Below are 15,557 nucleotides of genomic sequence, written 5' to 3'. Positions count from 1 at the left end.
CGCTTATTCCGCCGCTTCCGCCGTCACCGTGCCGGCGATCCGTCGCGAACGACGAGCCTGCTCCTCATATTCTTCCTGCCAGTCGGTCGGACCGTTGGAAGGCGAGATCTGCACCGCCGTCACCTTGTATTCGGGGCAATTGGTGGCCCAGTCCGAATATTCGGTGGTGATGACATTGGCCTGCGTCGCCGGGTGGTGGAAGGTCGTGTAGACCACGCCCGGCGCCACGCGATCGGTCACCTGCACGCGCAGGGTCGTCTCGCCGGCACGGCTGGCGAGGCGCGCCCAGTCGCCGTCCTTCAGGCCGCGATCCTCGGCATCGACCGGATGCATCTCCAGCAGATCCTCCGGGTGCCAGGCGACATTGCCGGTGCGCCGCGTCTGCGCGCCGACATTATACTGGCTGAGGATGCGGCCGGTGGTGAGCAGCAGCGGGAAGCGCGGGCCGGTCTTCTCGTCGGTCGGAACATAATCCGTGACGACGAACTTGCCCTTGCCGCGCACGAAGCCGTCGACATGCATGATCGGCGCGCCGTCCGGGAACTTCTCGTTGACCGGCCACTGCAGCGAGCCCTCGGCGTCGAGGCGCTCCCACGAAACGCCGGCGAAGGTCGGCGTCAGGCGCGCGATCTCGGCGAGGATTTCCTTGGGATGGCTGTAATTCCAGTCGAGGCCCATGGCCTGCGCCATCAACTGGGTGATTTCCCAGTCCTCATAGCCATTGGCCGGCTCCATCACCTTGCGCACGAGCTGGATACGGCGCTCGGCATTGGTGAAGGTGCCGTTCTTCTCGAGGAAGGTCGAGCCGGGCAGGAAGATGTGCGCGTAATTGGCGGTCTCGTTCAGGAACAGGTCGTGGACGATGACGCATTCCATCGCGGCGAGGCCGGCGGCGACATGATGGGTGTTCGGATCGGACTGGAGGATGTCCTCACCCTGGCAGTAGAACAGCTTGAACGAGCCATCGACGGCCGCGTCCAGCATGTTGGGGATGCGCAGGCCCGGCTCCGGATCGAGCGTGACGCCCCAATCATCCTCGAAGAGCTTGCGGGCGACATTGTCGGTGATGTGGCGATAGCCGGAGAGCTCGTGCGGGAAGCTGCCCATGTCGCAGCTGCCTTGCACGTTGTTCTGCCCGCGCAGCGGGTTCACGCCGACGCCGCGACGGCCGACATTGCCGGTCACCATGGCGAGGTTGGCGATCGCCAGCACGGTCGAGCTGCCCTGCGAATGCTCGGTCACACCGAGGCCGTAATAGATGGCGCCGTTGCCGCCAGTGGCGAACAGACGCGCCGCGCCGCGGATGTCCTCGGCCTTCACGCGAGTGACGGGTTCCAGGAATTCCGGAGAATTCTGCGGACGCGAGACGAACTCGGCCCATTCCTGATACTCGTCCCAGTCGCAGCGTTCCTTGATGAACGCCTCGGCGGCGAGGCCTTCGGTCACGATGACATGCGCCAGCGCGGTCAGCACGGCGACATTGGTGCCGGGCTGGAGCGGCAGGTGGAAATCGGCCTCGATATGCGGCGAGCGGACAATGTCCGTGCGGCGCGGATCGACCACGATCAGCTTGGCGCCCTGACGCAGGCGGCGCTTCATGCGGCTCGCGAACACAGGGTGGCCGTCCGTTGGATTGGCGCCGATCACGAGGATCACGTCGCTGTCCATCACGCTGTCGAAATCCTGCGTGCCGGCCGAGGTGCCGAACGCGGTCGAGAGGCCGAAGCCGGTCGGCGAGTGGCAGACGCGCGCGCAGGTGTCCGTGTTGTTCGAGCCGAAGCCGGCGCGGATGATCTTCTGGACGAGGAAGGCTTCCTCGTTCGTGCAGCGCGAGCTGGTGACGCCGCCGAGCGCGCGGGCGCCGTAATTATCCTTGATGCGCTTGATCTCGGATGCCGTGTAGGCGATCGCCTCGTCCCAGCTGACTTCCTGCCAGGGATCGTTGATCGACTTGCGGATCATCGGGTTGAGGATGCGGTCCTTGTGCTGGGCATAGCCCCAGGCGAAGCGGCCCTTGACGCAGCTATGGCCGCGATTGGCCTTGCCGTCCTTCCAGGGGACCATACGCACGAGCTGCTCGCCGCGCATCTCCGCGCGGAAGGTGCAGCCGACGCCGCAATAGGCGCAGGTGGTGACGACGGCGCGCTCGGGCTTGCCGATCTCCTTCATCGGCTTTTCCTGCAGTGTCGCCGTCGGGCAGGCCTGCACGCAGGCGCCGCACGAGACGCACTCGGACGAGAGGAAATCGTCCATGCTGGTGCCGGCCGAGACCTTGGACGCGAAACCGCGACCTTCGATCGTCAGCGCGAAGGTGCCCTGCACTTCGTCGCAGGCGCGCACGCAGCGCGAGCAGGCGATGCACTTGCTGGGATCGAAATCGAAATAGGGGTTCGACGTGTCGGTCGCGAGGCCGAGATGATTGTCGCCCGAATATCCATAGCGCACGTCGCGCAGGCCGACGGCCGCAGCATTGTCCTGCAGCTCGCAATCATTGTTGTCCGAACAGGTCAGGCAGTCCAGCGGGTGATCGGAGATGTAGAGCTCCATGACGCCCTTGCGCAGCTTCTGCAGGCGCGGCGTCTGGGTGTGGACGTTCATGCCCTCCATGACCGGCGTGGTGCAGCTGGCGGGGGTGCCGCGCATGCCGTCCACCTCGACGAGGCAGAGACGGCAGGAGCCGAAGCTCTTCACATTGTCCGTCGCGCAGAGCTTGGGGATGGAGCCGCCGCTTTCGGCCGCCGCGCGCATCACGCTCGTACCCTCGGGCACGGTGATGGCGCGACCGTCGATGGTCAGCGTGACCAGCTTCTCCGATTTGGAAGCGGGGGTCCCGAAATCGGCTTGCGGTTCATATCCCATGGCGTTCAACTCGCTCCAGATCGGCGACGGTGTTTATATTAGCAGGATCGCGTGCCAATTGCACGGCACGCGCGGAAATCCGGGCTGCAAAGCCCTTGATGGAATGTTTTTCTTCCGATTCAAGAATAGCGAGCGCATCGGCTGCGGCATAAGCGGGCCACAATCCGACGACCGGAAGATTTTCCACATAAGCGGGGAAGGGGTGAAGCTGCTTCAGCAGGTCGCCCGGCAGGTCATAGGCATCGCAAGGCACGGTCAGCACGGCGGAGTAGCCGCGCGCATGCGCCTCGATCAGCGCCGCCGCAATGCCGCCCAGTGGCCCCATGTCGGGCGCGGGCTGATCGGGAATGCTCTGGAGGCCGGAATGCTCACGGCCGACGACGATCATCTCGGCGCACTGGCCCGACAGCGTCTCGGCGACCTGATCGATCAGCGAGCGGCCGTTGAGCTGCGCCAGCGCCTTGTCGCTGCCGAAACGGGTCGACTTGCCGCCGGCAATCACCGCACCCATGACGAGGCGGCGATCCGTGCTGACGAGGCCGACGCAGCAGCTCATTATTCGGCCGCCTCCGGAACCTTGGCCGTGGCGACGCCAAAATCGGCGGGCCAGTGCTTGAGGGCGCTCATCACCGGATAAGGCGTGAACCCGCCCAGCGCGCAGAGCGAACCGAACTTCATCGTCTCGCACAGGTCCTCGAGCAGCTCGATCTCATCGTCGAGACTGCGCTGGTCCTTGGGCGCATTGTGCATCTGCGGCAGCGCTTCGACTGTGTCGCGGGTGCGCGGCGCACGGTCGAGAATGCGGTCGATCAGCTCCACGCCGCGAGTCGAGCCGATGCGACAGGGCGTGCATTTTCCGCAGCTCTCGGCCGCGCAGAATTCCATGGCGAAGCGCGCCATGCCGGCCATGTCCGCATCCTCGTCGAACACGGTGATGCCGCCATGGCCGATCAGCGCGTCGACGGCCGCATAGGCTTCATAGTCGAACGGAATATCGAACTGGTCGGGGTGCAAATAGGCCCCCAGAGGTCCGCCGACCTGCACGCCCTTGACCGGCTTGCCCGTCGCGGTGCCGCCGCCAATATCGTTGACCAGCGCGCCGAGCGTGATGCCGAACGCAGTCTCATACAGGCCGCCATGCTTGATGTTGCCGGCGAGCTGGATCGGCATCGTGCCGCGCGAGCGACCCATGCCGCAATCGGCATAGGCCTTGGCACCCTCGGCCAGAATGAACGGCACGGCGGCGAGGCTCAGCACATTGTTGACGATGGTGGGGCGGCCGAACAGGCCGACCAGCGCCGGAATGGGCGGCTTGGCGCGCACTTCGCCGCGCTTGCCTTCCAGGCTGTTGAGGAGCGAGGTTTCCTCGCCGCAGACATAGGCGCCGGCGCCCTCACGCACTTCCAGCACGAAGGGATGCACGATGTGCGCGCTCTTGTGGATCGCTTCCTCGAGCTTGGCGATGGCGTGCGGATATTCCGAGCGGCAGTAGATGTAGCCGCGCGTCGCGCCGGCCGCGAACCCGGCGATCGCCATGCCCTCGATGAGCATATAGGGATCGCCTTCCATGACCATGCGGTCGGCAAAGGTCGCGCTGTCGCCCTCGTCGGCATTGCAGACGATATATTTTTGGTCGGCCTTGGCGCCCGCCACGGTGCGCCACTTGATGCCGGTCGGGAAACCCGCGCCGCCGCGACCGCGCAGGCCCGAGGACACGACTTCCTCGACCGCCGCTTCCGGGCCGAGCTCTCTGGCGCGATTGAGACCCTTCCAGCCGCCGGTCGCCTCGTAGTCCTCAAGGCTGGTCGGCCGGGTCTTGCCGGCACGCGCGAAGGTCAGGCGCTGCTGGCCGGCGATGAAGGGGTGGGCCGCGATCGGGCCGATGCAGATCGCATCCGCGCCGCCGTCCAGGATTGCCTGCACGTCGCCGGGCGTTGCTGGACCGAAGCCAATGCCGCTGATCTCGACCAGCGGCTCCAGCCACTGCATGCCCCAGCTGGACACCCGCTCGACGGTCGCGCCGGCCTTCTCGAAGGCTTTCGCCACGTCGTCCGCGCCGCAGGCAATGGCGAGCGCGTCGTCGGAAATGCGCACCGTAACCATCATGCCATCTCCCGGATCAGCGCTTCGATCTTGGGCACGTCGAGCATCGCATAGGGCCGCTTGCCGATCATCGCATTGGGGCCGACGCTGCACAGCCCAAGGCAATAGATCGTCTCGATCTCGACCCGGTCGCCCGCCGCCGCTTCGGCCGCCGCCACCAGATTCTCGACACCGCGCGCCTTACAGGACTCGGCGCGGCAGAGTTTGAGGACGGGCTTGCCCACCGGCTCGGCCTTGAAGTCGTGGTAGAAGCTGACCACGCCATGCACTTCGGCACGGCTGAGATTCAGTGCCTTCGCAATGGTGCGCTTGGCGTCCTCGCTGACATGGCCGAACTCAGCCTGGACGTCGTGGAGGATCGGCAGCATCGGACCTTCGCGATGCGCATGGCTCGCGATGATCTCGTCCAGCCGAGCGGCCTTCCCGTCAGTCACGCGCACATCTCCCAAGCCAAATGATGGTCTAAATTCGTTTGTCTTACTGCCTATTTTTTGCACGACACGCAAGCGCAAAGCGCCGCTCACCGCAGCGGCATTGCCACGCGATGTTGCAGCGCTGCTACGTTGTCAGCGGCTTGGGGTCAGCCGATTCGGCGGCCGAAGGTGCGCGGTGCGTTGCCGAAGGAGGCCGCCGGTCGCGGTGCCACGGGCGCTGGCGCGTAGCTGACCGGCTGGGGAGCCGGTGCCGCCGGCGCGCCGGCTTCAAGGACAGCGAGGGTCTCGACGAAGCAGCCACGCAGCATGGCGACCTCGCTCGCAACCTCCTCGGGAGCGGTGTGCTGCTCGACGCAGCGACGCGCCGTCTTCTCGATGACTTCGGCGATGTCGCCCAGGCGACGGGCGCCGAACTGGCGCGACTCACCTTTGAGCGTGTGCGCCGGAATGACCATCGCGGCGGCATTGCCCGTAGCGAGCGCTTCCTCGATCTGGACGATGGACTTGGCGCCGTCTTCCCGGAAATAGCCGATGATACGCGCGAGGCCTGCGCCGATGACGGCTCGTGCCTGCGCCAGTTCCGGCTCGTTCACCAGTGGGATCGAATAATAATAGGACATGGCTTTGACCCGATTCTCCTGAGCGGACAATATCGCTCACGCCCGTAAAAACAGACTTAACGGCTTGGGCCGATTGTCGATTTTTGCAGGCGATATTCCGCGTGCGCGTCACGCTCGACGATCTCGATTGCCCAGTCATTGGCCTGCGCGAGCGCGGGAATGTCGATGAGCGCGACGGGATCGTCGGCCAGGATGAGGACGGCATCGACCTCCCGCATGACCCGCGCGGCGCGTAGCACCGGCCAGGGGCATTTAAGGCCGCGCGTGTCGAGGCGCCGCAGTCCGGCGTCAGCAGCGCTCATCGGCGCTCATTTTTTGGTCCGGTCGAACGGATTGCGGGCGCTGCGCAGATTAAGACGGATCGGAACGCCGGAGAAGTCCAGCGCCTTGCGGATCCCGTTCACCAGATAGCGGCTGTAGCTTTCCGGCAATTCGTCAAGCCGCGTGCCGAAGATGACGAACGTCGGCGGGCGGATGCGGGCCTGCGTGATGTAGCGCAGCTTGATGCGCTTGCCGCCGGGAGCGGGCGGGGGATTGGCTTCAAGCGCGTCGTCGAACCAGCGGTTGAGCAGGCTCGTCGGCACGCGCTGCGACCAGCGGAAGCGCGTATCGAACGCGGCCTGAAGCAGGTCGTCGAGACCCTTGCCGGTGGCGCCCGAGACGGTGAGCAGCGGCACGCCGCGTACCTGCGCGAGCCCTTCGTCGAGCGCCCTGCGCACGCCCTGATAGAGCGACGATCCGTTCTCCGCGACATCCCATTTGTTGAGCGCGATGACGAGGGCGCGGCCTTCGCTCAGCACCTTGTCGGCAATCTTGAGGTCCTGCGCCTCAAGACCCAGGGTTGCATCGAGCAGCAGCACGACGACCTCGGCGAAATCGACCGCGTGCAGCGCATCGGCGACGGAGAGCTTTTCCAGCTTGTCCTGCACCTTGGCGCGCTTGCGCATGCCCGCCGTGTCGATGAGGCGCACGTCGCGGATGCGGCCGTCCGGTGCGGGCCAGCGATAGTCGATGGCGATGCTGTCGCGCGTGATGCCGGCTTCCGGGCCGGTAATGAGCCGTTCCTGGCCAAGGAAGCGATTGATCAGCGTCGATTTGCCGGCATTGGGGCGCCCGACGATCGCGAGCTTGAGCGGTGCATTGTCGTCGGCCTCCTGATCGTCCGCCTCATCGAGCTCGTCCGCTTCCTCCTCGTCGATCTCGACATGAGGGCGGATCGCCTCGAACAGGTCGGCAAGACCCTGGCCATGTTCGGCGGAAATGGCGACAGGCTCGTCGAAGCCGAGCGAGAAGGCTTCCATGATGCCCGGATCGGCCGCGCGACCCTCCGCCTTGTTGGCGAGAAGGATGACCGGTGTGTTGCTGGCGCGCAGCCAGCGCGCGATATGCTCGTCGAGCGGCGTGACGCCGGCGCGCGCGTCGATCATGAACAGCGCGACGGCGGCGCCCTGAACCGCCATCTCGGTCTGTGCGCGCATGCGGCCGGGGAGGCTCTGCGGATCGTCCTCCTCGAACCCTGCCGTATCGACGATCCGGAATTTGAGGCCGAGCAACTCGGCATCGCCCTCGCGCCGATCGCGCGTCACGCCCGGCCGGTCGTCGACCAGAGCGAGCTTCTTGCCGACCAGCCTGTTGAACAGGGTCGACTTGCCGACATTGGGACGGCCGATGATGGCGACGACGGGGAGCATGGAGAAAAGGCCCTGACAGAAAAAGAAAATCGTGCCCCCACATTCGTGAGGGCACGCGCTGTTATCACGTGGACGATGCCCGCGCCAAATCGCGGCCGATATCACCGATAGGCGAGGAGCCGCCCGTCGTCCGAGAGCAGGTAGAGCATGTTGTCGGCCACCACCGGTGAAAGCGATACGCCGTCGTTGAGCTCGGTCTCGTAATTGACCTTGCCGGTCGCCGGATCGATATGGACGAGCGCACCCTCGGTCGAGACCAGGATGAGCTTGCCGCCGGCCAGGATCGGGCCGCGCCAGCGAATGGCGCCGGTCTTCTTCTGCGGCTTGCGCCACGCCGGCAGCTCGCTGATCCAGCGCACCTTGCCGGTGGCGCGGGTGATGCAGAAGAGCTTGGCCTTGTCGGTCACGACGAACACCCAGTCGCCCACGACCAGCGGCGTCGAGACGCCGCCGATATTGAGCTCCCAGAGGCGCTGGCCGCTGAGCAGCTCGTAGGACGCCATGCGGCCGCCTTCGCCGATCGCGAACACGCGGCCACGATCGATCACCGGGTCGGCGTCGATATCGGTCAGTGTGGCGACCGAGGTCGAGATGCTGGTGCGGCTGAGCGCGTCGCCCCACAGCGCGCGGCCATTCTCGTAGCGATAGGCGGTGAGCTCGCCCGAGCTGAAGCCCGCGATCACCGAGCCCTGACCGGCCGAGGGCGCCGCAACGCCGAACACGCCGGTCGATTCGAGCGTGCCGCTGTCCGTCCAGAGCACTGCGCCGTCCGCTTCCCCCAGCGCGAAGAGCTGATTGTCCTGGCTCATCACATAGACGTTGCCGTTCGACAAAGTGGGGGAGCCGCGCAACGGACCGCCCGGCCGTACTTTCCACACGACACTGCCGTCGGTGGCACTGATCGCAGCGACATCGCCGATGCCCGTGGTCACATAGACACGCTCGCCTTCGACGCTGACGCCGCCGCCGAACTGGACCTTGCCCTGATCGTCCTTGGCGCGGATGCTCGACGACCAGATGCGCCGGCCGCTCTTGGCATCGAATGCGTGAACCACGGCCTCGGTATCGATGACGTACAGCTTGCCGCCGGAGATGACGGGCGGGGAGGCAAGCCGCGCACGGGCACTGCCGCCGGCGATCGAGCCGGTCCAGACCTGCTGGGTGCCGGCGCCGAGCGCGACATGGCCGATCGCCTTGGACGGCGAGCCGCCGGGCTGCGCCCAATCGGTGTTGAGCTGCGCCTCGGGAAGGGTGACCGGCATCGATTCGACCGTCGAGTCGGCCGCCGTCACTTCGGTGCCGCTCAGGATCGACGTCCGATCGCCATGGACCGGCGTCTTGGGTCCACCCTTCTTGCCTCCAAGAGCGCCACAGCCACTCAGGGCCAGCAGCGTCACGGGCAGGATCATCCAGGTGGCCCGGTGGTTCATGCGACTCCTCATCCGATTCTTTCTTGTCTCTATTGTGCGGCCGGTGCCGGCGCGGCTGGCGCGGCGGCGACTGGCGAACCCAGCATGCTGGCCATCTGGGCCGCACGCATCCTGATCGATTCCGGCACGGTCGGATCGCGCGTCAGGCTGGAAAACAGCTCTGCGGCACGATCGCGCCGGCCCATTTTGAGATAGGCGACGGCCGTCAGTTCGCCGGCGCTGCCGAACCAGGCATTACCGGGGACGGCGAGGCCCTTGAGCGCGGCAACGACCTGCTCGGGCTTGACGCCGTCAAAGGTCAGCGCGGTCTTGCGGACGAGCGCGGCGTCCTTCATCGGCTGGAGCGCATCGGGGTCGGCAATGATCGCGTCATAGGCGGTGACGGCGGTCGCGGCGTCCCCCTTGCCGGCAGAAAGCGCAGCCTTCACCAGTTCGGCCTCGCTCTTGTAGGCGGGGCCGCCTTCCTTGACGAGCTTGTCATAGACGGGCTGATCGAGCGTTGCGCCCTGGGCGGACTTGAGCAGATTGGCGAACTGCTCGCTATTCTCCTGCGCGACATTGCTGCGATGATTCTGCCAGAACAGCCAACCGCCGAAGGCGGCAAGACCGAGCAGGATGGCGCCGATGAGCAGACGGCCATAGTTCCGCCAGAAGCTTACCATATCGTCCTGACGGACGGCATCGTCGACTTCGCGAAGCAGGGCATCGGTCTGATGTGGCGTCAGGGCCAAATCTTATCTCCGTTCGGTTCGGATGGGTGCGACAGCATGACGCGGCATAGGCGGCTTTGTGGCCGCGGACCTTAGCGGCGGCTGAACTGCAATAAAATCACTTTTTCGGCTGGTAGAGCTGATCCTGTCCCGGGAAGGTCCGCGCGCGCACCTCCGCGGCATAGTGCGCCGCCGCTTCGCCGATCGTGCCGGCGAGATCGGCATAGCGCTTCACGAAGCGCGGCGTGCGCTCGAACATGCCGACCATGTCCTCGGTCACCAGCACCTGTCCGTCACAATCGGGCGACGCGCCGATGCCGATCGTAGGGCAGGGGACCGCGGCCGTGATCGCGGCGGCAAGCGGCTCGATCACGCCTTCGATGACCATCGCGAAGCAGCCTGCGTCCGAGACGGCGCGGGCGTCCTGCTTGATCTTGTCGGCTTCCGCCTCGTCGCGACCGCGCGGACCATAGCCGCCCAGCACGTTGATCGCCTGCGGTGTTAGGCCGACATGGCCGCAGACCGGGATGCCCCGCGCGGTGAGAAAGGCGATGGTCTCGGCCATGGCCGCGCCGCCTTCCAGCTTGACGCCGGCCGCCCCGGTTTCCTTGAGCAGGCGAGCGGCATTGTCGAAAGCCTGGGCAGGCGAGGCTTCGTAGCTGCCGAACGGCATATCGACGATCACCACGCTATGATAGCTGCCACGCACGACCGCCGCGCCATGCGCCGCCATCATCTCAAGCGTGACCGGCACGCTGGAGGGCAGGCCGTAAATCACCTGACCGAGCGAATCCCCGACGAGCAGCATGTCGCAATGCGGATCGAGCAATTGCGCCTGCCGCGCCGTATAGGCGGTCAGCACGACGATCGGCTCGGCGGTGACGCCATCGACCTTGCGCGCACGCAGCCCGGGAATGGTCAGGCGCCGGATCGGTGCCGGCGTCGGGTTCGCGCGGCTGGTCGAGGTGTCGAGCGTATAAGTTGCGGACATGCCGCCTCTCTAACGGAGGTTGGCCGCATCGGCTAGAGGAGGTGGTCTTTGGAAGTGAACGGCCGTCCTCGGGGAGCTGCCAGGCCGGAAGGGTCTGCAACACTCGCAACCAGGCTCGACGCTCGGTCGTGAGAAGCCGGCGCCGTGAAGCGCCGGCTCTTCCGTCATCAGAATTTGAAGCCGAATGTCGCGCCGTAAGTGCGCGGCGGCATCAATGTCCCGCCGATGGTCCGGCTGGTCGCGACCGCATAGCTGCCGGCCCAGACGAACTCGTCAGTGAGGTTCTTGACCCACAGGTTCAGCGAATAGCGCTCATCCGCAGTCGTGAAGAGCATATTGGCATCGATCATCCAATATGGGTCCTGTGCCAGGCGATCGTCGTTGAACTCGGTGTGATATTGCTTGCTCCGATAGGCGATGTTCGACGCAAGCTGGAGCGAGCCCATGTCCGAGAGATCGAACTCATAGCTCGGGTTGAGGTTGAGGCTCCACTCCGGGGACATGCGGGTGCGGTTGCCCGAAAGATCCTGGTCTGGAACATTGGCGCCGCCGGGGCCGAACAGGGCCGGATCGAGCGGATCCTTCGAGAAGAAGCTCGTGAACTTCGAGTCGAGATAGGCGATCGAGGCGTCGAGCACGAGCCCGCGCGTCGGCCGCCAGCGCACTTCCAGTTCGGCGCCATTGGCTTCGGACACTGCCGCATTTTCCAGTCGGCTGGCGAAGAAGGGCGGCGCCGCGATCGGGAAAGTCCGTTGGAACTGACCGTTCTCGAGCTTCTGATGGAAGACGGCGAGGTTGAACTGGACTCGCTGGAACGTGGCTTTCAGGCCGCCTTCGAAAGCTTCCACTTCCTCGGGATTCACGAACGGCGTGGTGGCGACAGCCGAACGGCGCGAACCGATTTCGGCGGTGCCGCTTTTGAAGCCGCGCGCCCAGTTGAAATAGAGCAGCAGATCATCATTGGGCCGATATTCGACACCGAGCGTGGGTGAAAAATCGGTCCAGCTCTTGCTGTGGTCCCATTGCAGCGCGTCGAGCACGAAACCGGTCGCCGCTGAACCGATGCCGCTATTGTTCTTGAGGTGGCGCTTTTCCCAGCTGTACCGACCGCCTGCCTTCAGCGAGAGCTGGTCGGTGAGGTCGTAAGTCAGGTTGGCGAAGGCGGCCCAGGTCTCGACATCCTGCGTGCCGTCGAACTGGACGCGAAACGGATCGGTGTTCGTGAGCACGTCGAAGCCGATATGATTTTCAACGCGGACCTTCTCCTTGAGATAGTAGAAGGCGGCGATGCCGTGCAGCTTGTCGGTGTCGATATTGAGCTGGAGCTCTTCGGAGAACTGATCCTCGAACACCGGCTGCCAGTGATTGGCGCTGGTCTGCGTCGCGCTGGTCTGGGCGAGGCGATAGCCGGCATAGGACGACATGTCGAAATCGTGGAAGAAGATGGCTTCGAAATCGCGGTAGCTGGTGATCGACTTGAGCGTGAACACGTCATCCAGCTCGTAGCTGATCGTACCCGTTAGAGCCCATTGCTTGCGGTGATTGATCGGGTCGTAGTTGGTGTTGAGGTTGCGCGGATCGCTGGCGAAGGACGCGCCGTCGCGCTGCCCGAGCGAGGTCAGGCTCGGCGTCGTCGTACCGGGGAAGGAGATGGCGCGGAACTTCACGGCCAGCGAGCGATCATGCTCCTTGTGATATTCGCCGGTCAGCAGGATGGAGAGCTTCTCGGTCGGCAGGAATTCGAGGTGAAGGCGACCCGACCATTGATTGACGTTGTCGACGTCGTTGCCGGTGAACTCATTGATGCCGTAGCCGTCGCGATGCACGCCTCGAAGGGCGAGGCGCGCGCGTATGCCTTCGGTGAGCGGGCCACTGATCGCGCCTTCGCCGGCATAGTAGAGATTGTCGCCGCCAACGGTGGCGCGAACATAGCCTTCGAGCGTGTCGGTCGGCTTGGCGGTGATCAGGTTGACCGCGCCGCCGGTTGCGTTACGCCCGTAGAGCGTGCCTTGCGGACCGCGCAACACCTCGACGCGCTCCAAATCGAACATCGAGCCGAGCTGGGCCTGGGCGAGGGCGACCACGGCGCCGTCGACATGCAGCGCGACCGAGGGATCGACGCCGGGCAGCGAGCTCGACAGGCCGATCCCGCGGATGAACAGCTTGGCGAAATTGAAGTCATTGCCGAAGCTGATGCTCGGGACGAGGTTCTGCAGGCCTTCGATACCGCCCGTGCCGGTGGAGGCCAGTTTGTCGGAGCCGACGGCCGAGACGGACAGCGAGACGTCGGAAAGCGACTGGCTGCGCTTTTGCGCCGTGACGACGATTTCGTCCATCAGGGCGTCTTCGGTGGCGTCACCCTCCTGGGCGTAAACGGGCGCTGCGATCATGGCGGCGACCATTGCAACACTGACGCCTGAAAGCCGGTGCGCAATCTTGAGCTTGTGGATCATGTTTTCCTCCCCTGAATATTAATCGCGTTCGCGCTGTTCCTATGGCGCGGTCCAGGATGCGTCGGTTGATATCGTCATATCCGAAGTGCTTCCGACTGGATGGGGGCGCTCGTCATTCGAGCGAGAGGCGAAGCGTATCGGCAGGGCCGTCGAAGCAATCGCCTTCCTTACCCGCAACACCTTCCCTGCCTTTCCAGCACTTCGGCGTTCGAAACCGACATTCTCCTCCATAGGCTTTCGGGACGGAATGGACATGGCAGCAGGAACCGATTATTTGGATTTTTCAACGGCATTTTCGATCCGGCGAGCGTAAATCGGTATGATTCCGACCTTTTATCTTTATGGCGAACCCCATCGAACGATCGCGGACGATTTTCTGCACGCCGAAGGTCTGGATCTGCGTTCCCGCCCTGCGGGTTGGACAATCCGTCCGCATTCTCACCGTGAATTGAACCACATCATGGTGCTCACCGAAGGCGGTGGCGTCATGCAGGCCGACAGCACGGAAACGCCGTTCGAGGCGCCGTGCCTGCTGATCGTGCCCGCCCGGACCGTCCATGGTTTCCGCTGGCAGGATGAGTCGCGAGGCTATGTGATCACCTTTGCGAATACACAGCGCGACGCGCTCATTCACCGTGAACCTGACGTTGCGGACCTGTTCGCCGCGCCCGGAATCGCTGCGCTGGATGCGGAGGTCGCGTCTGCCGTCAGCGACCACGCCAGGGTCATCATGCGGGAACTGGGCTGGGCTGCATCCGGCCATCGAACGGCGATCGAAGCCTCCCTCATGTCCGTCATCGTTCATGCGCTGCGCAGCAGGGCTCTATCGGCGGAGGGGGCGAGGGCTGCGCCGGGACGCCATGCAGCGATCGTCGCTCGATATCGTGCGCTGGTGGAGGAACGCTTTCGCCTGCGCGAACCTGTCGAGGTCTATACGGATCGACTGGGTGTGAGCGCGACCACGTTGAGAATCGCCTGCGCCAGGGTGGCAGGCAGATCTCCTGGGAGGATTCTCAACATGAGGGCGATGCTCGAGGCCAAGCGCGCCCTGTGCTACACAAACCTTTCCGTGGGGCAGATCGCCTACAGCCTCGGCTTTTCCGACCCCGCCTATTTCACGCGGATGTTCGCACAAATGGCCGGATGTTCGCCCCGAAGTTTCCGCCACTCCCGGCATGCCGTTTCACCGGAGAACGAAGTCCCGGCGGACGTTTAGCCCGCCGGGAGGGATACGCCTCATTCCTTCTTCGCGGCTTCCTGCGCGGCGTCGCCGGCCTGCTGCGCGGCATCGCCGACCTGTTGTGCCGCAGTCGTGATCGCGTCGTCCTTGCGGCCGTCCTTGTCGATGAGGACGAAAGCCGCGATCGCCACGATTATGCCGAGCAGCAGGATCGCAATGAGGGTCATGCCACCGCCGCGCGAGCGCTCTACGATAACCGTCCGGGGTTCTTCAGTCGCCATGATGTCTTCTCCGCAACCTTATGGGTGTTGCGGGGGAAATGGTCGAACGCGCGTGGAGTTCCTGAGCGAACTCAGACGTGGTCGGCGAGGCGGGTGCGCAATTTGTCCAGAGCGGACTTCTTGATCTGGCAGACCCGGGCGGCGCCGATGTCCAGAGTCATGCCGATTTCCTCGAGGTTCATTTCCTCGACGAAGTAGAGCTGCAGCACGATCGCCTCGCGCTCGGGCAACTCGGAAATGCAGCCGGCGATCGTCTTCTTGAGCGACTCGCGCTCGAGCATTTCGTCGGCCCGTTCGGTGACATCGGCGAACCACATGGACTGGTCGGAATAGACCTCGTCCATGCTCTGATGCTGCGCCAGATCGGTGCCGTCGGCGAGCTCGCGCCAGGCCGCGGCGTCGAGGCCCATATGATCCGCGACTTCTGATTCGGTCGGAGCGCGGCCGGTCTTCTGCTCGATCTGCCGGCGCGCTTCCTGGATCGTCTTGCGACGTGCCATTGCCGATCGGCAGAGCGTCGCATGACGGCGCAGATGATCGATCATCGCCCCGCGCACGCGCATCTGCGCATAGGTTGCAAAGCCGTGCCCGCGATCCTCGAAGCCGTTGGCGGCCTCGACGAGGGCGACCATGCCGATCTGGAGAAGGTCCTCGATATCGATGGCGGACGATACACGCCCATGTACATGCCACGCGATCTTCCGCACCAACGGCATATATTGCTGCACGAGCCGGTCCGGTGATGAACCGCCGGCGCCATGCGTATATGCTGCGACCTTGAGCTTTGCGCTTTGCATGTTGGGAG

The 15,557-nt window shown here is 64.7% G+C and carries 14 protein-coding genes; 1 reads left to right on the top strand and 13 read right to left on the bottom strand.

The window, feature by feature from the left end; all coding sequences use genetic code 11:
• Nucleotides 1-3 precede the first annotated feature (3 nt).
• From fdhF to KM135_RS04225, 11 genes are all read right to left on the bottom strand, one after another.
• Entirely contained in the window at nt 4-2,859 is a 2,856-nt protein-coding gene (gene fdhF / locus KM135_RS04275; RefSeq protein ID WP_221712733.1) for a formate dehydrogenase subunit alpha, read from the bottom strand.
• Nucleotides 2,849-3,415, bottom strand: a complete 567-nt coding sequence (locus KM135_RS04270) for a molybdenum cofactor guanylyltransferase (protein ID WP_221712732.1) — start codon at nt 3,413-3,415, stop codon at nt 2,849-2,851. The genes fdhF and KM135_RS04270 overlap by 11 nt, the downstream gene beginning before the upstream one ends.
• Nucleotides 3,415-4,962, bottom strand: coding sequence for an NADH-ubiquinone oxidoreductase-F iron-sulfur binding region domain-containing protein (locus KM135_RS04265; protein ID WP_221713050.1), 1,548 nt, complete (start codon nt 4,960-4,962; stop codon nt 3,415-3,417). Before KM135_RS04265 ends, KM135_RS04270 begins: the two co-directional genes overlap by 1 nt.
• A complete protein-coding gene (locus KM135_RS04260) occupies nt 4,962-5,396 on the bottom strand; it encodes an NAD(P)H-dependent oxidoreductase subunit E (protein WP_221712731.1) in 435 nt (144 codons plus the stop codon). Before KM135_RS04260 ends, KM135_RS04265 begins: the two co-directional genes overlap by 1 nt.
• Before the next feature lie 146 nt (nt 5,397-5,542).
• Entirely contained in the window at nt 5,543-6,016 is a 474-nt protein-coding gene (locus KM135_RS04255; protein WP_221712730.1) for an Hpt domain-containing protein, read from the bottom strand.
• Between the two features lie 56 nt (nt 6,017-6,072).
• Nucleotides 6,073-6,318, bottom strand: a complete 246-nt coding sequence (locus KM135_RS04250; protein ID WP_221712729.1) for a sulfurtransferase TusA family protein — start codon at nt 6,316-6,318, stop codon at nt 6,073-6,075.
• A 6-nt stretch (nt 6,319-6,324) separates the two neighbouring features.
• Nucleotides 6,325-7,707, bottom strand: coding sequence for a ribosome biogenesis GTPase Der (der, locus tag KM135_RS04245; protein WP_221712728.1), 1,383 nt, complete (start codon nt 7,705-7,707; stop codon nt 6,325-6,327).
• A 101-nt stretch (nt 7,708-7,808) separates the two neighbouring features.
• Entirely contained in the window at nt 7,809-9,137 is a 1,329-nt protein-coding gene (locus KM135_RS04240; RefSeq protein ID WP_246605737.1) for an outer membrane protein assembly factor BamB family protein, read from the bottom strand.
• Between the two features lie 29 nt (nt 9,138-9,166).
• Complete coding sequence (locus KM135_RS04235) at nt 9,167-9,868, bottom strand: tetratricopeptide repeat protein (protein ID WP_221712726.1); 702 nt, start codon at nt 9,866-9,868, stop codon at nt 9,167-9,169.
• Nucleotides 9,869-9,965: 97 nt separating this feature from the next.
• Complete coding sequence (gene panB / locus KM135_RS04230) at nt 9,966-10,838, bottom strand: 3-methyl-2-oxobutanoate hydroxymethyltransferase (protein ID WP_221712725.1); 873 nt, start codon at nt 10,836-10,838, stop codon at nt 9,966-9,968.
• A gap of 167 nt (nt 10,839-11,005) precedes the next feature.
• Nucleotides 11,006-13,291, bottom strand: coding sequence for a TonB-dependent receptor (locus KM135_RS04225; RefSeq protein ID WP_221712724.1), 2,286 nt, complete (start codon nt 13,289-13,291; stop codon nt 11,006-11,008).
• Between the two features lie 319 nt (nt 13,292-13,610).
• Here KM135_RS04225 and KM135_RS04220 point away from each other — a divergent pair, with 319 nt between their 5' ends.
• Complete coding sequence (locus tag KM135_RS04220) at nt 13,611-14,507, top strand: helix-turn-helix domain-containing protein (protein ID WP_221712723.1); 897 nt, start codon at nt 13,611-13,613, stop codon at nt 14,505-14,507.
• A 20-nt stretch (nt 14,508-14,527) separates the two neighbouring features.
• Here the strand turns inward: KM135_RS04220 and KM135_RS04215 are convergent, their stop codons facing one another.
• Nucleotides 14,528-14,752, bottom strand: coding sequence for a hypothetical protein (locus KM135_RS04215; RefSeq protein WP_221712722.1), 225 nt, complete (start codon nt 14,750-14,752; stop codon nt 14,528-14,530).
• 71 nt (nt 14,753-14,823) lie between these two features.
• Nucleotides 14,824-15,549, bottom strand: a complete 726-nt coding sequence (locus KM135_RS04210) for a sigma-70 family RNA polymerase sigma factor (RefSeq protein ID WP_221712721.1) — start codon at nt 15,547-15,549, stop codon at nt 14,824-14,826.
• Nucleotides 15,550-15,557: the final 8 nt, after the last annotated feature.

Origin of the sequence: Sphingobium xanthum (assembly GCF_019737615.1) — a bacterium.
GTDB classification, from domain to species: domain Bacteria; phylum Pseudomonadota; class Alphaproteobacteria; order Sphingomonadales; family Sphingomonadaceae; genus Sphingobium; species Sphingobium xanthum.
Note: the sequence above shows the minus strand (reverse complement) of the source record. Positions and strands in the feature narration are given on the sequence as shown.